At 41.4% G+C, this 24,250-nt stretch carries 20 protein-coding genes and 2 pseudogenes; 11 read left to right on the top strand and 11 right to left on the bottom strand.

The genetic code is table 11. The annotated features are described in order from the left end of the window. From ACEW80_RS08270 to ACEW80_RS08240, 7 genes and pseudogenes are all read left to right on the top strand, one after another. Window positions 1-178 (top strand): annotated as a pseudogene (locus ACEW80_RS08270) (photosystem II D2 protein (photosystem q(a) protein)); the annotation flags it as partial. A 769-nt stretch (window positions 179-947) separates the two neighbouring features. Beyond that, on the top strand, window positions 948-1,229 hold the full coding sequence (locus ACEW80_RS08265) for a 4a-hydroxytetrahydrobiopterin dehydratase (protein WP_373526128.1): 282 nt from the start codon (window positions 948-950) through the stop codon (window positions 1,227-1,229). 533 nt (window positions 1,230-1,762) lie between these two features. Beyond that, entirely contained in the window at window positions 1,763-3,496 is a 1,734-nt protein-coding gene (locus ACEW80_RS08260) for an iron uptake porin (RefSeq protein ID WP_373526127.1), read from the top strand. Between the two features lie 180 nt (window positions 3,497-3,676). Then, the gene (locus ACEW80_RS08255) at window positions 3,677-4,114 is read left to right on the top strand and encodes an Rrf2 family transcriptional regulator (RefSeq protein ID WP_373526126.1); all 438 of its coding nucleotides are present in this window, start codon (window positions 3,677-3,679) and stop codon (window positions 4,112-4,114) included. Window positions 4,115-4,193: 79 nt separating this feature from the next. Further along, on the top strand, window positions 4,194-5,156 hold the full coding sequence (gene cysK / locus ACEW80_RS08250; protein WP_373526125.1) for a cysteine synthase A: 963 nt from the start codon (window positions 4,194-4,196) through the stop codon (window positions 5,154-5,156). A 15-nt stretch (window positions 5,157-5,171) separates the two neighbouring features. Beyond that, window positions 5,172-5,876, top strand: a complete 705-nt coding sequence (locus ACEW80_RS08245; RefSeq protein ID WP_373526124.1) for a J domain-containing protein — start codon at window positions 5,172-5,174, stop codon at window positions 5,874-5,876. A 132-nt stretch (window positions 5,877-6,008) separates the two neighbouring features. Next, window positions 6,009-6,881, top strand: coding sequence for a 6-carboxytetrahydropterin synthase (locus tag ACEW80_RS08240; RefSeq protein ID WP_373526123.1), 873 nt, complete (start codon window positions 6,009-6,011; stop codon window positions 6,879-6,881). 76 nt (window positions 6,882-6,957) lie between these two features. Here the strand turns inward: ACEW80_RS08240 and ACEW80_RS08235 are convergent, their stop codons facing one another. The 6 genes and pseudogenes from ACEW80_RS08235 to ACEW80_RS08210 form a co-directional block, all read right to left on the bottom strand. Next, complete coding sequence (locus tag ACEW80_RS08235) at window positions 6,958-7,515, bottom strand: Uma2 family endonuclease (RefSeq protein WP_373526122.1); 558 nt, start codon at window positions 7,513-7,515, stop codon at window positions 6,958-6,960. Window positions 7,516-7,547: 32 nt separating this feature from the next. Continuing rightward, entirely contained in the window at window positions 7,548-8,516 is a 969-nt protein-coding gene (locus ACEW80_RS08230; protein WP_373526121.1) for a PrsW family intramembrane metalloprotease, read from the bottom strand. Continuing rightward, window positions 8,509-9,429 (bottom strand): class I SAM-dependent methyltransferase, encoded by a 921-nt coding sequence (locus ACEW80_RS08225; protein ID WP_373526120.1) that lies wholly within the window; start codon window positions 9,427-9,429, stop codon window positions 8,509-8,511. The genes ACEW80_RS08230 and ACEW80_RS08225 overlap by 8 nt, the downstream gene beginning before the upstream one ends. Before the next feature lie 129 nt (window positions 9,430-9,558). Continuing rightward, window positions 9,559-9,735, bottom strand: coding sequence for a hypothetical protein (locus ACEW80_RS08220; RefSeq protein ID WP_373526119.1), 177 nt, complete (start codon window positions 9,733-9,735; stop codon window positions 9,559-9,561). 19 nt (window positions 9,736-9,754) lie between these two features. After that, window positions 9,755-10,006: pseudogene (locus ACEW80_RS08215) on the bottom strand (BrnT family toxin); the annotation flags it as partial. An 18-nt stretch (window positions 10,007-10,024) separates the two neighbouring features. Next, a complete protein-coding gene (locus tag ACEW80_RS08210) occupies window positions 10,025-11,707 on the bottom strand; it encodes a DUF3352 domain-containing protein (RefSeq protein WP_373526118.1) in 1,683 nt (560 codons plus the stop codon). Window positions 11,708-12,207: 500 nt separating this feature from the next. Here ACEW80_RS08210 and ACEW80_RS08205 point away from each other — a divergent pair, with 500 nt between their 5' ends. The 4 genes from ACEW80_RS08205 to ACEW80_RS08190 all read left to right on the top strand — a co-directional run bounded on the left by ACEW80_RS08205 (window position 12,208) and on the right by ACEW80_RS08190 (window position 19,071). Continuing rightward, window positions 12,208-14,847 carry a M1 family aminopeptidase gene (locus ACEW80_RS08205; RefSeq protein ID WP_373526117.1) on the top strand — a complete coding sequence of 880 codons (2,640 nt, stop codon included), beginning with the start codon at window positions 12,208-12,210 and terminating at the stop codon, window positions 14,845-14,847. A 612-nt stretch (window positions 14,848-15,459) separates the two neighbouring features. Further along, window positions 15,460-17,184 (top strand): ABC1 kinase family protein, encoded by a 1,725-nt coding sequence (locus ACEW80_RS08200; RefSeq protein ID WP_373526116.1) that lies wholly within the window; start codon window positions 15,460-15,462, stop codon window positions 17,182-17,184. A gap of 29 nt (window positions 17,185-17,213) precedes the next feature. Then, a complete protein-coding gene (locus ACEW80_RS08195; protein WP_373526115.1) occupies window positions 17,214-17,588 on the top strand; it encodes a hypothetical protein in 375 nt (124 codons plus the stop codon). A 358-nt stretch (window positions 17,589-17,946) separates the two neighbouring features. Then, window positions 17,947-19,071, top strand: coding sequence for a glycosyltransferase family 4 protein (locus tag ACEW80_RS08190; RefSeq protein WP_373526114.1), 1,125 nt, complete (start codon window positions 17,947-17,949; stop codon window positions 19,069-19,071). Between the two features lie 31 nt (window positions 19,072-19,102). On the opposite strand, the gene ACEW80_RS08185 is transcribed toward ACEW80_RS08190, so the two are convergent. From ACEW80_RS08185 to ACEW80_RS08165, 5 genes are read right to left on the bottom strand one after another with little or no spacing between them, the layout of a single operon-like run. Continuing rightward, a complete protein-coding gene (locus tag ACEW80_RS08185; RefSeq protein ID WP_373526113.1) occupies window positions 19,103-20,131 on the bottom strand; it encodes an Npun_R2821/Npun_R2822 family protein in 1,029 nt (342 codons plus the stop codon). Window positions 20,132-20,147: 16 nt separating this feature from the next. After that, complete coding sequence (locus ACEW80_RS08180; protein WP_373526112.1) at window positions 20,148-21,038, bottom strand: Npun_R2821/Npun_R2822 family protein; 891 nt, start codon at window positions 21,036-21,038, stop codon at window positions 20,148-20,150. A gap of 3 nt (window positions 21,039-21,041) precedes the next feature. After that, window positions 21,042-22,022 (bottom strand): Npun_R2821/Npun_R2822 family protein, encoded by a 981-nt coding sequence (locus tag ACEW80_RS08175; protein WP_373526111.1) that lies wholly within the window; start codon window positions 22,020-22,022, stop codon window positions 21,042-21,044. A gap of 3 nt (window positions 22,023-22,025) precedes the next feature. After that, window positions 22,026-22,985, bottom strand: coding sequence for a glycosyltransferase family 10 domain-containing protein (locus ACEW80_RS08170; RefSeq protein WP_373526110.1), 960 nt, complete (start codon window positions 22,983-22,985; stop codon window positions 22,026-22,028). Window positions 22,986-23,036: 51 nt separating this feature from the next. Then, on the bottom strand, window positions 23,037-24,248 hold the full coding sequence (locus ACEW80_RS08165; RefSeq protein WP_373526130.1) for a glycosyltransferase family 4 protein: 1,212 nt from the start codon (window positions 24,246-24,248) through the stop codon (window positions 23,037-23,039). Window positions 24,249-24,250 lie beyond the last annotated feature (2 nt).

Below are 24,250 nucleotides of genomic sequence, written 5' to 3'. Positions count from 1 at the left end.
GGCTTATGATTTCGTCTCCCAAGAATTACGGGCGGCGGAAGACCCAGAGTTTGAAACTTTCTATACCAAAAACATTTTGCTGAATGAGGGTATCCGCGCTTGGATGGCTCCTCAAGATCAACCCCACGAACAATTTGTATTCCCTGAGGAAGTTCTACCTCGCGGTAACGCTCTCTAATATTAAAAGCCGACCATAACCTAAATAGGGTTGTGGTTGGCGAGAATTGACACCACCCAGATTAAATAATTTCTTGTTATGAGCCAAGAAGGTGTTAATCTTCCCCATTCTCCAGTAGTCTCCTGCCTTTTGGTGGGAGATTTTTTTATGTATATGGTTAACCTCTCTAAATTTATGTGTTATATTAGATAAAGATTATAAGCACAGAGCAAAATGCTCTTTTGAAACTAAGACCGCTTAGGCAACAAGGAGGTGATGCCCATGATAGAAAGTAGTATAACCATGGGTCATCAGGTTGCAGTTAGCCGGCTGTGCGCCGGGGCTGTTCTCTAAAAGTCAGCTTTAGTCATCTTGAGAGACTAAGTAAGCTCAAGTAGCTAGGCAAGCTCGGAGTTCCTTCCGGCAGTCTGGTTGCAACCTGAAGACCCGCTAGACCGCTCTAATTTAGATCATCTGATCTGAATTAGAGCGGATAGTTGTTTATAGGTGATTTTTGTTTTATCAATGGTTACTTTTGAAAACTTAGATAACGATGCCTGCGGGGCAAAGCCAACGCATTAAAGTTTTCTTAAAAAAAATATATTGCATCAAACCTTGGTAACTGGCCAGATGTGAGCAGTAGCGTCTATCTACCAAGTATGATTTAAATATGCATACACGCATTATGCCTCAACTTATACTCCCATACTTTCTGTGTGGAGAACAAAACGGATTTGGCTTTGTAAGATCCAAGATGTAATAACTATATAAAAAATAGGAATTTTTTGATATGGCACAACTATTGACTGAAGCGGAAATTCAAGAACGAGCAAAGGTTCTGTCAGGTTGGACTGTTGAAGACTCGAAGTTGCAAATCAGCCGCACATTCAAGAATTTTATCCAAGCAATAGAGTTTGTCAATAAGTTGGTAGAACCGGCTGAGTCAGCAGGACATCATCCAGATATAGAGATTTCGTATAACAAAGTGAAGATTGCACTTACAACACATGATGCAGGTGGGCTGACACAGAAGGACTTTGATTTAGCTGAGAGGATTTCCCAAATCAACTAAGTGATTTACTCTGACATCTTGTACTAGTACACAAACAAAACCAGCGTAGGCGGGTTTTAAATTCTTGGAGTCCGGGGGCTCAGAACTTCCCCCTATCGAACATACTACGTGAACGGGGCAGAATTCGTTTGTATAGGCGCGAATTCCATTCGTCAGGTATGTTTGCAAAATTGAGATGCTTCCGGTGAAGAGTGCTTGCTCCGAAAATTATTGAGTAGGGATTAGCGAATGCCCTAAACTTACTCCCTACTTAGATATTCAGATAACTATGTGTGACAGTTACTAAGGCGATCGCTTCAATCTTGCCATCTAAATTAAATGTTTTATAATCTTAGGATATAAAGATATGTTTTTGCATAAGTTAATCAAATAATTTTTTAACCCTGAGTTAATCGTTTATTAGCTTTGCAAAAACTAAAATTATAGTATAGGGCGCTATGCCTCATCGACAGGTTTCGCTAAGATGTCGCATTTTTGAGAATTAGGTGCAACGAAGAGAATTGTCTAAACAAGGTGTGAGGAGTAAAGAAAAGATGTCTAATCTATTGTGGAAATCCTTAGTGGTTAGCCCAGCAGTTTTGGGAGCAACATTGTTAGTTTCGGCAACAGCAATTGCTTCACCAAACAAAATCACTGAAATACCATCAGCCGAGCAACCTTCTGTGACTGAAGCTGCTCAACAGCCAGAAATATTGGCTCAAACAACGATAGATCAAGTTAATCGCTACAGTAACGAAGGCAACCAAAATAACTCGCAGTCCCAAGTAACATCGGTTTCTCAATTTTCCGACGTACAACCTACCGACTGGGCATTCCAAGCATTGCAGTCTTTGGTTGAACGCTATGGTTGTATTGCAGGTTATCCCAATGCCACCTATCGCGGTAACCGTGCTTTGACTCGTTATGAATTTGCCGCTGGTTTAAATGCCTGTTTGGATCGGGTTAACGAATTGATTGCAACAGCAACAGCTGACTTGGTGACCAAACAAGATTTAGCTACCTTACAACGGTTGCAAGAAGAATTTTCCGCAGAATTGGCAACCCTACGCGGTCGTGTCGATTCTTTAGAAGCGCGGAGTGCTGAATTGGAAGCTAATCAGTTCTCCACTACCACAAAACTAGTCGGTGAAGCTATTTTTGCCGTCACTGATGTTTTTGGTGGTAACACTGGTGATAACAATAATACTGTATTCCAAAATCGGGTACGTTTAGACTTGCAAACCAGTTTCACGGGTAGAGATGTTTTACATACTCGTCTCGCAGCAGGGAATGCAACAGCCTTTACACAATTTGATAACCTTGGTAATCAGATAGGTGCTGTTGAAGGTATACCAACTACTGCTGAAGGCACACAAACATTTCAAGTTGGTGCTGGCGATGGTAACAACAGTGTCAAAATAGATCGTTTGACCTATCAAGCTCCCATAGGCCCAGCCCAAGTTTACCTCGCAGGTAGTGGCGGACGACATAGCCATTATGCTGCTGTCAATAACCCTTACTTTTTCGATAAAACTGACGGTGGTAATGGTGCATTGTCTACCTTTGCTTCTGAAAGTCCCATCTATCGGATTGGTGGCGGTGCAGGTATAGCGCTCAATCTGCCCCTTGGTAAAGGTGGCGGCATTCTGGGAAATAGTTCAATCACTGCGGGTTACTTAGCATCGCAAGCTAATAATCCTGGTGTTGGTCAAGGTCTGACCAACGGTAACTATGCAGCTCTTGGACAGTTAAACTTTAGTGTAGGCGATCGCGTGGCTTTAGCTGCTACCTACGTCCACGGATATAGCGCAGGTGGTGCTTTATTCAACTCCGGTTCCACGTCAAACCCAGAAATTGTCGCTGTAGGTACTGGACAAGCTAACACTTTATTAGGTGCTGGTGCCAGCAACTCCTACGGTGTGTCGGCTGCATTTAGACCTAGCGACAAGCTGTCAGTTAGTGGCTTCGTCTCTTATCATGATGTCACCGGCTTTGGTGTAGGTGATGATTATGAAGCCTGGAGCTATGGTCTTGGAGTCGCCTTACCTGATTTTGGTAAAAAGGGTAACGTATTAGGTATTTTTGCTGGTGCAGAACCCTATTCCTTTAACCGACCAGGTTTTGGCGGTAATAATGATATACCCTATCACTTTGAAGGCTTCTACAAGTATCGTGTGTCGGATAACATCTCTGTAACCCCAGGTGTAATCTGGTTGACTTCACCTGGTCAGAGCAGCGATAACGATGATGCGATTATTGGTACGCTCAGAACAACTTTCACCTTCTAGACTGTTGACTATTTACCGATAATTTGGAATTTTTTTCCTCCCCGCCATCAGGCGGGGCTTTTTTGTCAGCAACAGCAAGGAGCAAACCCCAGTATTTAACCGGAGTATAATAGAAAAGTCAGGGTACAGACGCGATTAATCGCGTCTGTACCCTGACTCCTTCCTAACTTATTGCTGCTTGTGGAAATATCGTGTAAATCTGAATACGCAATTCTGGCCTTACTAGAGATGGCTACCCATTACGAAAGCGGCGAACCGCAGCAAATTAGACAAATTGCAGCCCAACAAAACATACCCGATCGCTATCTGGAACAGCTATTAGCAACCTTGAGGCGTGGAGGTATAGTTAAGAGTCAGCGTGGATCAAAAGGTGGCTATCTGTTAACGCGAGAACCTCGGAAAATCATCCTTTTTGAGATTTTGGAATGTTTAGAAGGGTTAGAGGTGCAAGCCTGTGAAGAAGACATTAATTCTAAAAGGGTAGACAGTTTTCTCATAGAAGAAATTGGGCAAGAAGCAAGTCGCGCCGCAAATTTAGTGTTACAAAAATATACGCTCCAGGATCTCTGTGAAAAACGAGATTCCCGGCAGCAGTTGGATATTATGTACTACATTTAGTCAAGAGTCAATTGTCATTAGTTCAGTTGTGAATTGTCTAATGACCAAGGATTAATAACTAATAACTAAGGACTAAATTATGCGAATTGCTCGTAACATTACAGAACTGGTTGGTCGTACTCCCCTAGTGCAGTTGAACCGTATTCCCCAAACGGAAGGATGTGTTGCTGACATTGTGGTGAAACTGGAAAGTATGAACCCATCGGCATCAGTCAAAGACCGGATTGGGGTGAGTATGATTAACGCTGCTGAAGAGGAGGGGCTAATTACTCCAGGGAAGACAGTGTTAGTAGAACCCACCTCTGGGAACACAGGAATTGCCCTAGCAATGGTAGCAGCAGCTAAAGGTTATCGGTTAATTTTGACAATGCCAGAGACGATGAGTGGAGAGCGACGAGCAATGTTGCGGGCTTATGGAGCAGAACTGGAACTAACACCAGGAATGGAAGGGATGAGTGGGGCGATTGGGCGGGCACAGCAGATAGTAAATAGTACACCAAATACTTATATGTTGCAGCAGTTCCGCAATCCGGCTAATGCAAAAGTGCATCGGGAAACTACAGCCATTGAAATTTGGGAAGATACCGATGGACAAGTAGATATGATTGTGGCAGGAGTGGGTACAGGTGGTACGATCACTGGTATAGCAGAAGTGATAAAAGCACGCAAGCCTAGTTGTAAGGCGATCGCTGTTGAACCAGCCAATAGCCCAGTTTTATCTGGGGGATCACCAGGTTCTCACAAAATTCAGGGAATTGGGGCTGGGTTTATTCCACAAGTACTAAAGATTAAATTGATTGATGAAGTGATTACCGTCACCGATGAAGAGGCGATCGCTTATGGTCGGCGTTTGGCAAGAGAAGAAGGACTACTATCTGGCATTTCCAGTGGAGCAGCTTTATGTGCAGCCATTCGTGTTGCTCAACGTCAAGAAAATAAGGGACGTTTAATTGTGGTGATTCAGCCCAGTTTTGGTGAGAGGTATTTGAGTACACCGTTGTTCCAAGACCTGGAGGCAAGGGTAGCCGCTAGCGTTAGTTAACGATACATTGAATTAATGATCAATTCTAAGCACGTTTCTAACCACTACGAAACGCTCAAAGTTAGTCCAAGTGCAAGCCTTGCGGAGATTAAGCAAGCTTATCGCCGCTTGGTTAAGTTGTTTCACCCTGACAGTAACGAGGAAACAGCCGATCACGAGCAGATTATCCGCATCAATGCAGCTTATGAGGTTTTAGGTGACAACCAAAATCGCCGTAATTATGACGAACAACTGCAAGATAACTCTCAAAAATTAAATAGCGATCGCCAACAGCGTACAGCATCAGCGCAAAAGCATTACCAGACAAGACGAAAAACCGGACGGGAAGTTGACGAGCAAGTTGAAGAATGGCTGCGCCAAGTTTACCAACCAGTAAATCGCTTCCTTTGTAACATTCTTTATTCTCTAGAAGAACAAATGGAGCAATTAGCCGCTGATCCCTTTGATGATGAGTTGTTAGATGAATTTCAGGAATACTTAAAAACCTGTAAAGATGACCTCAAGCAAGCACAAATTACTTTTCGCTCATTGCCGAATCCTCCCAGTTTAGCAAGAACAGCAGCTCACCTCTACTACAGCCTCGATCAAGCAGCAGATGGGCTCGAAGAGTTGGCTTATTTTCCTTTGAGCTACGATGAACGTTATTTGCACACAGGTCAAGAACTATTCCGCATAGCTACGAGATTACACTGTGAGGCGCAACAGTCTGTAAATAGTTAATAGTATATTGGGTATGGGGCATGGATGAATTTCGCTGGATGACTAAGGACGGATAACACGTAACTTAGGAATTAGTTTATCCTGGAAGCGGAGAAAGATTAAGAAATTTTAAATTCTGCTCCTAGTGTACTCATGCAATGTATTGTTAATCGCCGTGCCCAGTTTTCGGCAAGTCATCGCTATTGGTTGCCAGAACTGAGTGAAGCTGAGAATATTGAGAAATTTGGTGCTTGCTCTAGATTTCCGGGACACGGACATAATTATGTCTTATTTATCTCCCTAGCTGGGGAATTGGATAAATATGGCATGGTGCTGAACTTGTCTGATGTGAAACACGTAATTAAACGGGAAGTTACCAGTCAATTAGACTTTTCTTATCTCAACGATGTGTGGACAGAATTTCAAGAAACTCTGCCCACTACTGAGAATATTGCACGGATTATCTGGCAACGGCTAGCACCGCATTTGCCTCTAGTCCGTGTGCAGTTGTTTGAACATCCTGAACTTTGGGCAGATTATATGGGAAACGCAATGGAAGCCTATCTCACTATCAGTACTCACTTTAGCGCCGCCCATCGGTTAGCTCATCCGAACCTCAGTAACGAAGAAAATACTGAAATTTATGGTAAGTGCGCTCGTCCCAACGGTCACGGACACAATTATCATCTAGAAGTCACTGTCAAAGGGGAAATTGACCCACGCACTGGCATGATTGTCGATTTAGGTGCTTTGAATCAAGTGGTAGAAGATTATGTGTTAGAGCCATTCGATCACACCTTTTTAAACAAAGACATTTCTTACTTTGCTGAAGTTGTACCCACTGCTGAGAATATCGCACTTTACATTAGTAATTTAGTGCGATCGCCTATTCAGGAATTGGGAGCTAAACTTTACAAAGTGAAACTGATTGAAAGTCCCAATAACTCCTGCGAAATCTACTGTACTGAGTCAGAATCAAATTCAGTCAGCGTAGCCGTCAGTCAGCCAGTATTAGCACGAGTTTAGGCAATTGAAAATCTAGGCATAGGACATAGGGAATTTATATCATCCCCATGCTCCATGCCCAATGCCCAATGCCCAACTAAAAAAGTTTACTAACTAAGCAGTTGAAACCAGGTAGCAAAGGACTTGTCAATTCATCTTGACTAAATAAAGTAACTGCTAACTTTAATGCAGCCTGCTCACGACGATAAACTTCAACTTTCTTTTGTATAGAATCGCAAATCCAATATTCCTGAACCCCTTGCACTGAGTAAAGCTTTAGCTTTGTTTCTCGGTCGCGTTTCTCATTTTTTGCACCGGGAGATAAAACCTCTACTACTAACTCTGGTGCACCCGTCAGGTGTCCAGCTTCATCTAGCAGGTATTTTAAGCGTTCGTGACTTGCCCACACCACATCAGGGATCACATTGTCAGAATCTGAGAAAATAATTCCAGGTGCGATCGCAGCTTTACCTAAATCAGTTTCATCTGACCAATTATTAAGAACTGTAACAATATTGCCGCAGCTTGTTTGATGATCCCAGTTAGGTGCTTTAGTCACAAATAGCTCTCCATCAATAATCTCATAGCGATTCCTGCGATCGCTAGCAAAGAACTCTAGATCAGCAGTCGTCCAACGCACTGGAGTCGTTTGCATAGAAACCCCCTAGCATTTTCCTAAATCATATTTTAAAAATACCGACGACGGGCGGAATGTCGCAAATAACGATAAATGCCCCAAGCTAAAACTCCAAAAAAGAGATTTAGCAAAAACCGAGTAAGTATAAACCACAAAATATCACTGTCAAAAAGCTTCGACGGACTTAAAGGACTAAGAGTTCTGGCTAACAGAAATAGCCCAAAAATAGCATTTCCACCCAGCACGAGAGCAAACAGTACTAAACTCCTTTGTAAATAACGAAGCTGGGGTGTACGGTTTGAAATCAGGGTAATTACAGGTTTACCTTGCACTTTTCGCAGTAATTGTTCCAGTCGCCAAAACATCCACAATAGAAACGGAAATAAACCATAAGTAAGGAAACGTAGGGGTATTGAGTAACGTCCAGCACTAGATAGGACATTAACTAGGGCATGACAGATTACAGAATTTAGCCAAGCCCAAAAAATGAAATTCCTGTCTCGATTTAACCGAGTGTGGGAAGAAATATAGATTCCTAAAGCATATCCCCAAGGTGCAGAAAACATGACGTGGACTGGTGTGCCGATAATCCGGTCAAGAATTGATGCGGTATCGTGGAAAAGGTAAATCCAGTTCTCTTCGGCAGTGAATCCAAGGGCAACGGCTATGGTGAAAAGGAAAACAGTAGACTGAAATAATCTATACCTGCGTTGTAGATAACAAGTTGGGACAACAACTGCTGCCAATTTGCAGCCTTCTTCAATTGAACCTACTTCCACAAGCTGGCGCAAGGCTATACCAGGAAGCCAACGTTCGATCTGATGCCAGTCAACAAAAGAGTTGGCTACGATTTCAAAAATCCATTCGAGGCTAAGGGCTAAGATGCCAGATATTGCCCCGATGATCAAGAACATCAGTAAATATAACAGAGGTGGAGCGAATGCCACCCGGTAATAGTAGTAGCCTAGCAGCAGCAACGGTGGTGTTGCTGCCCACAGTAGTAGAGAAAAATCAACCACTCACCTGAGCGATCGCTGTACGATGACGGTGGCTATTGTTAGTGATAATAGGAGTTTGGAAACCCGCCTCAACAATAGTCTGCTCAATATCCAAAGCGAAATATTCATCTAAATACGGTTCAGTACTTTTGAGCAACGTCAAAATGTAAGCTGGCATCTTCTGGTAAACTTCAGATTTGGGATTCATGTCCATGATTGCCAAGTATCCACCTGGACGCAGCACGCGCCGCATTTCAGCTAAAATCTGTCGGGTTGCTGATTGCGGTAATTCGTGGCACATCAGGAAAATCGAGACTAAATCAAACGAGGCATCGGGTAGTCCCGTAGATTCAGCTTGGGCATGAAGCCAGTTTATTTTAGCTTGACGTTGTTGGGCGCGGTAATTGGCAACTGCTAAGAAGTAAGAAGATAAGTCCAAGCCGGTAATTTTAGCTTGAGAATAAACTGCTTGTAGGGCAAAACTACTCAAGCCAACACTACACCCGACATCTAAGATATCTTGCGGCTCATTCGGGATTTGACTTTTCAGGATATTGTGGTAACTTTGGCGCAGCATGGGATCACCCTGCGCTTGAGCGCCCTGCCAAATCTTAGCGTGAACAGCGTAGGCAGCAGGTTCTACCTCAAAAGCGGCTTGCCAACTGAGATTTCCGGTTTCGTAGGCATGGAATGAGCTGAGGTAGTATTCTGGGTAGGAAAGCTGAGGATTTTCTACTTGAGCTAGATCAGCCTTCCAATCACGCGCTTGTAGTGTTTCGACTTCTTGCGTCCAAGGCACACCAATTTTCTCGGCACGTTTAATCATCATTTGTCTAGCTTGATGCTTGGCTAGGTTGGCTAAAGGCTGGATTGCCAGTATGCCATTCACCAAGCGGGAAGCTAAACCAAGATTAGTGTTTACAGCAGCAGTCATAAATCAGTTTGCAGTTAACAGCCTTTTGTACTTATGACATACTTGCTGGACAGTAGTCTAGATGCAAATTGAAACTTGACATCTGGCGCGCCGAGCTTCGCATCTCCAAAGGCCGATACAACGGGATTGTTAGATCGTGACAGACTTCGCAATCTTCGCAAGCAATCGTAATGCTTCATTGACGGAAGCCGAATCTCGAAATATCTCTGCTACATCTGGATCAAGAACCACAACATTACTTGATTGCACATAAGCTTCATAGTACTTGCCACGAACACCGCCGGAGAAATCGTACTCAGCTCTCATCTCATCATTGGCTGTTATTTCAGGTTCCTGACTCATAGCTTCTTCTTTCCTGTCGAGTGGCTAAACGAGCACTAATTAATCGCACCTCACCCTCTCGCTCCGTGTGGGACACAACCAAAAGCCTTTGCAACCTCGACTGACCTGTCGTAATAAGACGGAATTCACCTATTGAGTGGTCAGGGTCAGGAATTGTAACAGCTAGTGGATCTCCGAAAATTGTGACAGCTTCTTCAAAAGACACACCATGTTTCTTGGCATTGCTACTTGCTTTGTCTGAATCCCACTGAAACTATTTTGGAGTATTCGGCTTGAGAGCTAACAACATCTCCAATTCACTAGTAGATTTATCGGGGCTAGTGGCGGTAACACCAAAACCACGAATGGAACCCAGGATGGTAATGGTATCGGGGTTAGATGAGATCAAACTATTGAGCATGGGTACAGTTTTAGTTTTGTCCATATCTAGATAGAAATAACCACCGTTGGGCTTTTGCAAAGAACCAGTAACGGCTTTGAAAGCGTCGCTATTGTCGAGAGATGTATTTTTGCCATCGCCCATCGCCTCAGCAATTGGGCCACCAACAGCTACAAATACAGTATCTTGATCCAGCCAACCATGAGCTAATAAAGCTCCTTGTCGGGGGATTTGCCATTCAGTTACGTCTTTACCACCGATACTTCTGTTGGCGATGTTGATTTGTTGGGTTTTGGCGAGGCTATCCAATTTTGTCAAGGTGGCTTCGGCAGTTTTGCGATCGCTAGTATCAAATACTAAAGCACCTCCAAAACCAACACTCGCTAACACTCCTTGATTTGATGGAATCGCCCCAAAGGCAAATTCTCCATTCATCCAGCCAAAAATGTCTTTATCTAGGTCAATATTGACAAATTTCAGTTGTCCGCGCACTTGTTCCAGAGCTTGCTTCATTTCTGGATAATCTTTTGACTGTTCTACTACCGTTGTCCAACCACGGCTGATGCCATTTCCGCTAATCAGAGCAAAGGTATCAATCGGAAATTGCCCAACTATATTCCCAGGACTTGATTGATACTGAAATTTATTTAGTTGCGGATCTAAATTAGCGATCGCTTTTACCCGCACTCCTGCATCATCAACCCCAACACCTGCCACCACAGATTTTATCTGCTTGAGTTGCGTCAAGGTTTGTGGGGGTAACTGCTTTGCCTGTGGACTTGCGGCGATTAATTGCTGTACCATCCCTGCATAGTCTGGTATATAAATTTGGGCGAGGCTGTTTTTGACATCCACTCCTTTGCTGAGAATAGTACCAGCACCTTCTTTACTAGCAAAAGAAGACTGTCCCTTAAATGTGTCAATTGCTTTTTCTACAGCTTGCTTTTCGGGGGCTAATACCAACTGGCTATTATTTAAAACTACGCTATACGTCGGCTTACCTTTTTCTGTAGTTTCGACAATTTTTTCACCTTGGTAGTCAGATTCCTGGAATTTCACCCCTTTTTGTGACTTCAATTTATTAGCAAAATTCAAGGCACTGAGTTTGTCCTTGATTCCCACCACGATCAGGATATTTGATTGCTGCTGTAAATTTGTTGGTACATTAGGTGTCTCAGACGGCACAGTTAACTGCGCCGGTTTGACAGGATTTGGTGGCAGTAGAGCAATCATTACACCACCAGCCCAAGGCTTTATGTCTTTTTCATAAGAAACGTTACTCTCACTGAACATTTGCTTATTGAAATCTTCCAGACCTTTTGCCACTAACTTTTGAGCTTCTGGAGTGCCAAACTGTTGTAACTTTGCCCAAGCTTCAGTATCAGTAGTAATATAAGCTGCCATCAACGCTGTTGAAGGTACTACTTTAGCACTGGCTAGAGCGTCTGAACTACCTGATGATGGGCTTTTAAAATATGTATAAGCCGCTATACTTCCTGCTACAACTACAGCAGCGCCAACAGCAGGAATGAGAAATTTTGATTTACTTTCAGGCATTTTATTATCCTCTTTTACTCAGATTGTCACCGAGATTTATACAAGTGTCATTGTAGAGTTTTCGGATTTATTAATAATTTTCGATAATCCATCGGTATTTACTGATAAAATTAGAAGTCCTATAAGTTAGCGGTCTAAAATTACTCCAAAAAATACTTTAATGGGATGAGGAGCCAGTCAGCAAATGATATGCTGTTCATCTTAAACAAATATGCTACTCAATAGCGACAAGCTATCCTAAGTTATAAGAATAATTAGGAGTATTTGTACTTAATGAGAATCTATCGAGGTGCAAGAGACTCTTGACTCGATGACAAAAAAGTGCAAAATATCAGGAAAAATGAAGAGTGCTGAGTTGAAAGACCGCCCACAAGGGGCTAAAACCAAAGTACACAAATCCTGGGTACTTCTTAATTCACTCAGGACTCAGGACTCAGCACTCAGGACTACATCCACCAGCCAAGCCAGACTTTTCAGGATTACAAGGTCAGTAAGGATCAATGTCGAAGTATTATTTTGATACAGATAATAACGAACAAAAAGCTTTTGAGTTACCGGGAGCAAGACCACACTACAACCCCGATCGCCCCGGACAGGTAGAGCATATTTTTCTCGATCTCAGCTTGGATATTCCAAAGCTTTGCTATCAGGGCAGTTGTAACATTCGCCTTTTACCAATTCGTAATGGCATTGATCGATTGATTTTGGATGCTGTCAGCCTGAATATCGAGTCTGTGCAGGTGGATGAAGTGCCACAAAATTTTGACTACGACGGGGAACAGCTTTCCATCCAACTTTCTGAAGCGACCCAAATTGGTAAACGCTTGCTGATTGCGATCGCCTACTCGGTGGCAAAACCACAACGCGGCATTTATTTTATTCAACCAGACAAGCACTACCCAAACAAGCCCACTCAAGTTTGGACTCAGGGCGAAGACGAAGACTCTCGCTTTTGGTTCCCCTGCTTCGACTATCCAGGACAACTGTCTACTTCGGAAATTCGCGTGCGTGTTCCCAACCCTCTCGTTGCGATTTCCAACGGCGAACTGATTGACACCACAGAAGATGCTGATTACAAAATCTACCATTGGTTACAGCAACAAGTTCATCCCACCTACTTAATGACTTTGGCAGTAGGTGACTTTGCGGAGATTCGGGATGAGTGGAACGGGAAACCAGTCACTTACTACGTAGAAAAGGGACGGGAAGAAGATGCTAAACGCAGCATGGGCAAAACTCCCCGCATGATCGAATTTTTGAGCCAAAAGTATGGTTATCCATATCCTTTCCCGAAATACGCCCAAGTTTGCGTCGATGACTTCATCTTTGGCGGCATGGAAAACACTTCCACAACTCTGTTAACAGATAGATGCTTGCTGGATGAACGCGCCGCCTTAGATAACCGTAATACTGAAAGTTTAGTCGTCCACGAACTCGCACACCAGTGGTTTGGTGATTTGGTGGTAATTAAGCATTGGTCTCATGCTTGGATTAAGGAAGGAATGGCTTCCTATTCTGAGGTAATGTGGACGGAACAGGAATATAGTCTCCAAGAAGCAGCTTACTATCGTTTATTGGAAGCTCGTCGTTACATTAGTGAAGATAGCAGCCGGTATCGCCGGCCAATGGTAACGCACGTTTACCGAGAAGCTATTGAACTTTACGATCGCCACATTTACGAAAAAGGGTCTTGTGTTTATCATATGATTCGATCCCAATTGGGAGATGAGTTGTTTTGGCAGGCAATTCAAACATTTGTCCAAGATAATGCCCACAAAACTGTAGAAACAGTAGACTTACTCAGGGCGATTGAAAAGGCAACCGGACGTAATCTTTTGTTTCTCTTTGACCAATACGTTTATCGTGGCGGTCATCCCGATTTTAAAGTGGCTTACTCTTGGGATGGGGATGCTAATTTGGCAAAAATTACAGTAACTCAAACGCAAGCTGCTGAAGATAAAAATGTCAGTAAGGATTTATTTGATTTAAAAATACCTATCGGTTTTGGCTATACCGAACAAGAAGCGAAAAGTGAGGAGTTAGAAGTTAAAAATAATTCCAAATTCAGCACTCAGGACTCACTACTCAAAACTTTTGTAGTGCGGGTAAATGAACGTGAACAAAGCTTCTATTTTCCTCTAGAAAATAAGCCCAAATTTATCAGTTTTGACGTTGGAAATAATTACCTGAAAACAGTAACTTTAGAGTATGCAATACCGGAGTTAAAGGCACAGTTAGAATTTGATCCCGACCCGATTTCGCGCATTTATGCAGCGGAAGCTTTGGCGAAAAAAGGCGGGTTAGAAGCTACCATTGCACTGTCTGCGTCACTAAAAAATGACCCGTTGCGGGGTGTACGTGTGGAAGTAGCGAAACAACTAGCCCAAATTAATTTAGACCAAGCCTTTGATGGCTTAGTTCCTGGGTTAAAAGATAAAAATGCTTATGTGCGACGATCTGTAGTAGAAGCACTTGCTCAAATCAAAACTGCTGAAAGCTATAAAGTTGTGAGAGGGCTGTTGCAAAAAGGCGATCCCAGCTACTACGTGGAAGCAGCAGCTTCTCGTGTGATCGGAGCAATCGCCTCATCAAACTTAGAAGAAAAACCCAAGGAAGACAAGGTATTAAAGCTGCTGAAAGGCGTTTTAGAAGAAAAAGCGGGTTGGAATGAAGTCGTGCGGAGTGGTGCAGTTGCTGGTTTAGCTGAATTCAAAACCTCGGAAGCAGCTTTAAATCTGTTGATCGAATACACCAAACTCGGTGTACCACAACCCCTACGTTTAGCCACAATTCGCGCCTTAGGAAAGATTTCTGTAGGTCAAAGTCCAGTTAATTTAGAACGGATTTTAGAAAAATTAACAGAACTAGCCAAAGAAACCTTCTTTTTAACGCAAGTGTCAGTAGCAGCAGCATTAGGACAAATGGAAACACCCAAAGCAGTCGGGATTTTGCGATCGCTAGTCGAACAAACAGCCGATGGGCGTGTACGTCGCTATGCTGAAGAAGAAATTTCCAAGGTGCAAAAAAACATTGGCTCAGAAAAAAACCTGCGTCAATTGCGTGAAGATTTCGACCAACTCAAACAACAAAACCAGGAATTGAGAAGCCGTTTAGAGAACTTGGAGGCCAAATCTAAATAGCAGCTAATTGGTAATTGGTAATTGTGGCAAAACCACTACCAATTGCCAAAGTTGTGCTTAACGCTGTAATTTTTATTATAAATTTGCATCACATAATCAATCAAAAAGCTTCTAAATATACACTCTTTGGCAAAAGTTTATTTTTATTTGATGGTTATTGTGGACACATAGAATATTTTATTTTCTACTTAAGTAGATAGGTGTAAATAAATATAATACCAAGATTCCCTGAGCGTTTTATGTTTAATTAAGTTGACCTACTTACTACTGCTATATGTAGCTAATAGCAAACATGGTTACTCAGTTATTACATCCTCCTTAAATTTGTATACATAGGTAAATATTTATATCTACATAAAATATAGTTAAGAAAATATAAAATCATCTGAAACTTGGATAAGTAGTTGTAGTTTTATAAAGTATAATTAAGAATAAAGATAAACAAATCTAGGCACTAACATAGGCTTTAATCGCCTCGAGCAGCATCCCAAAAGGGTAAAGTTCTAGTTGTTTTAGATAAAAGACTACCGTTATCCTGTAACTACAACTAATTTGTGGGGCAGGAGACAAGCAATCATTGTAAACTTCCCAGTTGAAGAGGCAAATAAAGGCGTGGGTCAGTATCAACCTGCCGAGCTAAAACTCTATAATCCAGATGCGATCGCTCGCTACTATAGTTACCGTCCCTGGCTAGCCTGGGGGCGACTGCTGAGAATTAGCTGGTCTTTTGCAGGATTTATATTCAGTCTCAAGTGGGACGAATGGCAAGATAAAGTTGAGCAAAACAAGGGTAAGCGAGCTATCCAGTTGCGAGAACTGCTCACCCGCCTCGGACCGACTTTTATTAAAGTTGGTCAATCTCTTTCCACCAGACCTGACCTAATACGCAAAGATTTCTTACAAGAGCTGGTGAAGTTACAAGACCAGTTACCAGCTTTCGATAATGCGATCGCTTACCAGATTATTGAAACTGAACTAGACCGTCCCATCCACGAAAATTTTAGTGAGTTGTCACCTAACCCAGTAGCTGCTGCTAGCTTGGGTCAAGTATATCGTGGTCGTCTGATCAGCGGCGAAGAAGTTGCAGTAAAAGTCCAACGCCCCAACTTACGCCCGCTCCTCACACGCGACCTCTATATATTCCGGTGGGCTGCGAGTTGGGTAGCTCCTTGGTTGCCTCTCAATCTTGGACACGACCTAACTTTAATCGTGGACGAGTTTGGCACGAAGTTATTTGAGGAAATCGATTATATTAATGAAGGCCGCAACGCCGAAAAATTTGCTAGCAACTTCCGCAACGACCCCCAAGTTAAAGTTCCAGGCATTTACTGGCGTTATACAAATACCCACGTTTTAACCCTGGAATGGATTAATGGCTTCAAGCTGACAGATACTGAACGCATCCGCGAAGCAGGTTTAGACCCAGAGACGATCATCCAAATTGGCGTTACCTCAGGATTGCAACAGCTTTTAGAACACGGCTTCTTCCATGCTGACCCCCATCCAGGCAATTTGTTTGCTGTACCTGATGGTCGTATGGCCTATATTGACTTTGGCATGATGGATCAGTTGGACGAAACCACCAAAGAAACACTGGTGGATGCGCTAGTACATTTGGTGAATAAAGACTACACCGACTTAGCCGAAGATTTTGTAAAATTAGGGTTTTTGGCTCCAGACACAAATATTTGCCCGATTGTGCCAGCATTAGAAGCGGTGCTAGGAAACGCCATTGGTAAAAACGTCAAGGATTTTAACTTCAAAACTATTACCGATGAGTTCTCGGAACTGATGTACGAATATCCTTTCCGAGTCCCGGCGAAGTTTGCTTTGATTATTCGTTCCCTTGTTACGCAAGAAGGTATTGCCCTTAGCCTCAACCCAAATTTCAAAATTGTTGAAGTGGGTTATCCCTACATAGCACGGCAGTTACTGACAGGAGAATCGCCCCAATTACGGCGACGATTATTGAATGTGTTATTCAAAGATGGTAAATTTCAGTGGCAGCGATTAGAGAATTTGATTGCGATCGCTCGTAGTGATAGCAACTTTGATGTGTTGCCCACAGCACAGATGGGGTTCCAATATTTAATGTCGGAAGAAGGCAAGTTTCTCCGGCGACAACTAGTGCTTGCTATTACCGAAGATGACCGCCTTCACACCGAAGATATCCAACGTCTGTGGAACCTGGTTAAAGATGACTTAAAACCGGATCGTTTATTAAATATAGCGATCGGTATTTTGACAGAGTTATCTAGAGAAGGCGCAGCGGTTATCCTCCCAAAAGCTCCATTCCTTGAGCCTTTTGCTGGAAACCAGTCAGCAAACAAAAAGTAAAAAATCTTTAATATAAATCAGGAGTTTTAATGTACTATTTTCCTCTGCAACCACCTTATTTTCTGTTACTTGTTGGCTTTCTAACAGCATTAACATCTGGTTTGGCATTATCTGGTACTTTGAAAGTAATTGTGCAGGAATGGCCAAGCGAGCGCACAGAAAATACTAAACCGCGTTCTTCGCTGAAACAATTGTTGGTGCCATTTATCGGCATAACTGGCGGTACTTGTCTATTTCTCTCTTCAGGCTTAGAGATATTTGGCTTTCCTTCCTCATTGGCTTTAGGAGTAGGTCTACCAATTAGTCTGTTTACTTGTTTATTAGTGTGGTTGCAGTTGGGAAGTATGATGACATTTATAGAACGCGAAGGAATGCAATCTCTAGACTTAGATTCAATGTCATAGATTTAAAGCAATATGGTTAAGTTCTGATTAACTGAACTGTATTCATATCTATGACACTTTACTAATATACAAATCGACTCAAATGCTCACTATTAATGGTGAGCATTCACATTTTTTGAATGAGGATTTGTCAAGGCTTTGTAAAGATTCCATTAATCACGTCCTTACATCTATTATGGCTTGGATGGGATTTAGTAATCCGACAAAAACAAGTATTATTACGGTAGTCAGTACCCATATTGTGTATGTAAATATAGTGTTTGATTAAAATCGGAACAAGCAGTATGATTCTGCTGTCTTTAAACGTATTCTTGAGCTATTTTTTTAAACATATTATTTGTAACTAAAGATTAAAATCATGAAACTTAAAGTCTTTTTGATATGTACAGGTCTTGGTCACGTTATGCGGGGATATGAGTCTTTTGCTGAACAAGCATTTCAGACACTATCAAAAGAACCTTCTCTAGATATAATCCTTTTTAAAGGTGGTGGAAAAGCAAAAGCAAAAGAAATTCCTTTGTGGAATTTACCCCGTTATACTACAACAGCCTGTCGGATAGCTAAGTACACTAAAACTAGTTCCTATATTGTAGAGCAAATATCCTTTTTTTTCAGTCTTATACCACACATCCAAACAGAGAAACCAGATGTAATTTACTTTAGTGATAACGATATTGGTGATTTCCTCGCACATTGGCGGCGTTTTACCAAACAAAGCTATAAATTACTCTTTTGTAATGGTGGCCCACTCGGATCAAAGTCTCCCATTTTTGCCAACTGTGACCTAATACAACAAGTTGCTCCTCAGCATCTTCAGAATTGTTTAAAAGCAGGGATACCTGCTCAAAAACAAACTCTAGTTACTGCTGGGATGGAAATACCTGCTGAGTTACAAATACTTTTGCCTGATCAAAAAGAGGCTTTAAGAAATAAACTAGGATTACCTGAGAAAACACCTTTAATTCTTTCAGTAGGTTATATCAGCAAAAAGCATAAGCGCATGGATTATTTAATTCGTGAAGTTGCTAGTTTACCTGAACCACGTCCTTACCTTTTGCTGCTAGGACAACAGGATGGAAGTACACCCGAAATTATTGAACTGGGTAACAGCTTATTGGGTGCTGAAAATTTTCAAGGCAGAAGCGTAGCCTCTCATGAAGTTGCAGACTACTATAAAATTGCAGATGCTTTCGTGTTAGCTTCCCTCCACGAAGGACTAGCAAGGGTGTTTTTAGAGGCAATGTCATACGGCTTACCCTGTATAGTTCATGATTATGGCGTCACCCGTTACACCTTTGAAAATGAAGGGTATTTTGGCAATTTTAAACACGAAGGAAGTTTGGCAGATTTAATTAGTCAAGTACTATCTAAAAATGGAGATAAATCTGAATTTTATCAGCGTCATCGTTTCATTTATGAGCGTTTTAGCTGGGATAAATTGCTGTCAAGCTATGTTGAGATGATTCACATGGCAGCTAATTGAATAAAAAACTTTTAAGTTAATTTTTGCTTAATTATTTAGTAATTCTATCCTTGAAGTTACGATAGTTAAGCTTAATATTGTTGACTTTTTGATTTAAAAAACTTGTAGTAGTCTTTTGCAGACGAATTAGTGGACTCTCACGCTTAAAGCTTTTGGGTCTTTTTTCTGGCGACTTTAAATATCTATAATGCAAAAACACATCTCGATATGGAATATTAACATCTTCACCAGCGCAAAGCCTCGTAAAATCTGAAGAAGATACACTCATATAGTGAATGTAGGTCAGAGGTTGTCCTTGGTCGTAAAGAATATTATCTATCACATCAAATTTAGAAGTCCAGTGGTTACCAGTCGCTGAACCGTGTTTGGCGTAATTATAGTAAGAGATTCTACTTCGTAAAACTAAATAGTTGAGAACTGTTTGATCGGAATCTGCCCACGCCAGTGCATCAGCTTCACCTGCTTCTAAGTTTTCTAGTAGGTTTGCTAACATTGCATCGTCAAAAACACCCTTTTTAGAAGCAAACCAACCAGAACAAAAAATATGCTTACGAATGTTTTCTAGGGAAAAAACTTTTTCTAGCTTATCTTCTGTCCAGTTAAAAATATAATCCAAATCCGATTTATATTGAAAGTCATTTGTGACCCAATCATATTCATCTAACTTTTGATAAATATCATCGAGTGGTTTCATCAACAGCGTATCTCCGTCAAAGAAGATAAACTTGTTAAAAGGACCATCCAGACAGCAAAGTTTTCGATGCCTTTCTATGCGATAGTTTTCTGGTAAGCCATATTCTTGCCACAGTTTTAACGCTCTTGGATGAGCTTTCCAGATCCGAGTGCCAAAATTCTCCCAGCGAGCTATGGAAGCAGAGTCTTCAAATAAGGTGACATTATCTCTAGCTGCAACCTCTGCCTTTACCTTGTCTAACCGCTCATTATATGGAATTACACAAACAGGAATTTGTCTACCAGCATTAGCTTCTATACTATTAAGTAAAGCAACTAGTTGGTCATACACAACATCATTCGCTAGGACGTAAATGCCATCAATCATTGGGATACTCCTAATATTAAGTGCGGGCAGGAACAAAAGGAAAGAAACGGCGAGTTAGTTTAGAAAAGAAAGCAAATTTACCCTCATGGAGATAGCGATAGTGTTCCCACAATTGCCAGTAGGGACTACCAGCTTTCATCCGCGTACCAGCCCAGTGCAGATATTTTAGTCGTTGTCCTCGGTCATAGAGAGCGTATTCTTGCTGTTGAAAACTTTGCGAACCTGCCCAACTACCAGGTCCTCCCCCAGGGATTTTGACGAGATTACCACGTTTGGAAATTAGTTTGAGTACAATATAATTTATAATTGGTTGATCTGTAACTCCTTCAGAAAAATCGAAATATTCGCGGTGTATTGCACATTCGCGCAAAGCTTCATCCATCTGTTGTTCGGTAATTGTCCCTTTTCTCGAAGCCCAAAAGCCGCTGTTGAAAACGTCTTGAAGTTGAGCATCTGAAAAAATTTGCTGCTCTTTCACAAATGGGGAAAAGATATTTCGCAGTTTGTCATTGGCATGATGGTAATCACAACAGAAGAAATCGACTTCTGAAAGTTTGTCTAAATTGTCGGCAATTTTTTCAAAAACGACAATATCCGTATCAATATAAATAAATTCATCTAAAGGACCAAACCACGCCACCAGTTTACGCATTTTGTTGGGTAAGGCAAGGAAATCTCGATCAAAAATTTCTCCGATGCGTTTGGTAAATGTATCAATAAGATCCAAATCTGGGAAAATTTGGACGTTGTGTAAAGTAGCAAGCTGTTGTGCTACCTTGTGATAATTGTCATTAAAAGGTATAAGATAAACGGTTACTTCTGGGTCAAAGTAACGAATGCTATTGAGTAAAGCGATCGCATTATCGATAACACGATCATTGGCAACAATATAAATTCCTCTGCTCATAAATTATCCTTGGTTAATTAATTTAAGTTTTTGCAAAGCTCTTGTAAGTAAATTTGGTGTTGGAGCGTTATTATAACTCTTAGGAGGATTTTTAAAGACTGGACGCTTCTCTGGTTCGTGCAAATAACGATAGTAGAGAAATAAATCTCGATAGGGAAATTCAATATTTTCTCCAGCACAGACTGCTTGATTGATATTAGGAGGAATACCAATGTAATGGAGATAAGTTAGTCGATTACCTTTGTCATAAAGAAGATGTTCTCGTTCCTCGAAGTGCTTAGAGGTGGCAGAGCATCCTGTTTTTTCATTATCTGGTAGTTGCCGAGCAAAGTTATAAATAGAAAGATTAGACCTCATTACCATGTAATTTATTAGTGGTTGTTCGCCAGCCCCACTATACAAAATTTCCGCTTCACCATTTTGTAAATTTGATATCAGCCAATCTCTTTGTTCAGAGTTAAAAACTCCCCGTTTTGCGCCATAGAAGCCTGAGCAAAATATTTCAGAATCAATGCGTTTTTGCTCGAAAAGTTCTAGTAATTTTGGAGAATTAACATTATATATTTTACTAACGTCTTTAAATTGGAAATCGTAGACAACAAAATCATAACTATCTAGCTTTTCAAACACTGTCGCTAGTGAGTCCATCACCAAGGTATCTGCATCTAAATAGATAAACTTATCGAAAGGCCCATCAAAAGCGCAAAAACGACGGTGAGCGCCATAAAGGCGGGATTTACTGCGATTCAATCGTTCTGGTGCTGCTGTCAGCATAAATTGATCCCAGCGGTTGATTGATTCTTGATTATCGTAGAGAAATACATTAGGACGTTTAGCTATTTCATCAGCAATTCGCTGTGTCTGATCATCGAAAGGATAGATACAAACAGGAGTTTCTGCGCCCAATATTACGTCAATACTGTTGAGCAAAGCCACCAGTTGATCGAAAACATAATCATTGCCAAGGGTACAAATACCATTCATAATTTATGAGTGTTGATCAACAAAGTTTGACAACCAGTTAAGCAGGTTTAATTTGTGTAAGATGATTTGACGTGCTTCGGCGATCGCATCTTTGGCAGCATACCAAGCATCAGGTGTAGCTGTCACTTCTTGGATGTAAGCAATGCCTTTTTCATCTAAACTTGGCAACCGCAAAAAACTCCCAGGTGGCAATAATTTATCAGCAGCCGGGCCACCATAGTAAATTGGTAGACACCAAGCAAGCAAACTATCCCAAAGTTTCTCACTCACATACCAATTATTATCAGCATAATTTTCAATTGCCAGATTGTAATAGTATGGTGCCATGCCATACCATTTGTTACCTAGTTCTCCCGACTTTTTAGCCCATTCTGGTAAGTTACGCCCATACAAATCAAATTTCATGCCACTAGATTGTAGAGACTGCAAAAAGTCTAAACGCTGGCGATGGTTGACTGTGCGGCTAATTCCTGAAGTAATCCAACTACATGGGGCAACCTTTTGGGGCGGTGGCATTTCATTTAAATCTTGAAATGAATTTGAGTGATACCAAATAGCAGGCATATAGTTGGGAGTGGGAGCAAAGTCATCTGGGCCAGAAACATAGCCACAATACTTCTGGGCTTGTTGGTAATTATAATTAGTTGTTTCGACAACTTCATCTAAAGGCGGTTCTCTTAGTGAATAAATAATCCGTTCTTTGTTGACACCACGCAGTAGAGAATCAACATTTACTACTGATTTTTGCTGCCGTTTGCGAAAACTATCTAACCAAGATTTTTGTGGCGATGCTTGGGGAAAATCAAATTGATACATCAGCAGAAAATCTGGTTTGTCTGCTAGTGCTTGCATTTGGATATTGCCCCAAACTCCAAATTGATTTGGGGTTTGTTGCCATAGCCAATCGGCTCTGGTTTCTAAACCTTGATAGCTGCTAATCATACCTACTGTTTTCATAGTCATTTTAGTTATTATTTTTCATGAGTTATTTTCCCTAATCTCACCGATTTTTCCTTACGCAATAAGTTGGGGAAGTAGAGATTCATCAACATAACTAAGGATTTTTGCCGCTCGATTTTCCCAAGAAAACTGCCTGACAAATTCGATACTATCTGGATAACCTTCTATCTTTCTGGGATGAGTTTCTAAAACCCGCTTTAGACATTCGGCAAATTTGCTGGGGTTATCTGGCTCACACCAAGCAGCGATCGCCTGAGTATCTTGAAATTCAACTAATGATGGAATTTCCGTCGAGACAATGGGAGTTCCAGAAGCGAAGTAGTCAAATAGCTTTAAGGGAGATGTAAAAGTTGCCGCTTTTCCCGAACAATGAGGGTGAGCTAAAATATCGGCTGCTTGTAGCAAAGATGCTAACTCATTATGCAATACATAACCCAAAAACTTAATATTATGAACCTGTTTTTCTTTTACCAATTGCTGATAATATTCGACTTCTGTTGGCTTACCACCTGCACAGGCAAATTGCACATTAGGCATTTTATTAGCCACATCAATTAGTAAATCAATACCTTTAAATTGTTGTAGCGCCCCCGCATATACTACCAAATATTGATTTTCGTCTTGTAATAGTTTTTTACGCCATTCTGCTGCTTTTTCTGGTTGTCTCTGCATAAATAATCTATTAAACCCATTGTGCAGCTTAATTACTTTTTCTGGTGGCATACCATTTTTAATCATGCTTTCACGAATGGTTTCTACAACGGTGACAGCAATTTGCAGCAGCGGATTTGTGACAATTTCTGGCTCAAATGGCTTGTCTTCGTGGTGGTGGTGTTCATAAATTGCCGGAACGCCATTTTTAATCGCAGCTTTTACAAAATTCCAGTTGCGACTGTGGACTAGTTTGGTAGTTGGAAGAATGTGAAATGGTAAATAATACTTGCTGGCAATGGTGTTAGAGTCAGTAAATTTACTCCGAAAATGGTCAATTGGCCAAGGCATCGGTAAAGGTGCAACTTTTAACTTGTCATGGAGGTTGTAATATTTAATAAGTTCTATTGGTGTTTTTCTCGGTTGAAAAGGCCGAGCTAGATTAGCTATATTAATCGCTTTTGCTCCTTTATCAGGGTATACCAAAACTGTTGAATATCCCAAGTTGGCAGCGGCGTTAGCTGCATTTGTAGACTGCACTAGGTGAGCCTCTGGCTGGGGAAGCTCTTCACCGATGAAAAAAATATAGTGTTTTTTTAAAGCAGGATTTTTCATAA

This window comes from Nostoc sp. (genome assembly GCF_041747015.1).
Classification (GTDB): Bacteria; Cyanobacteriota; Cyanobacteriia; order Cyanobacteriales; family Nostocaceae; genus Nostoc.
Note: the sequence above shows the minus strand (reverse complement) of the source record. Positions and strands in the feature narration are given on the sequence as shown.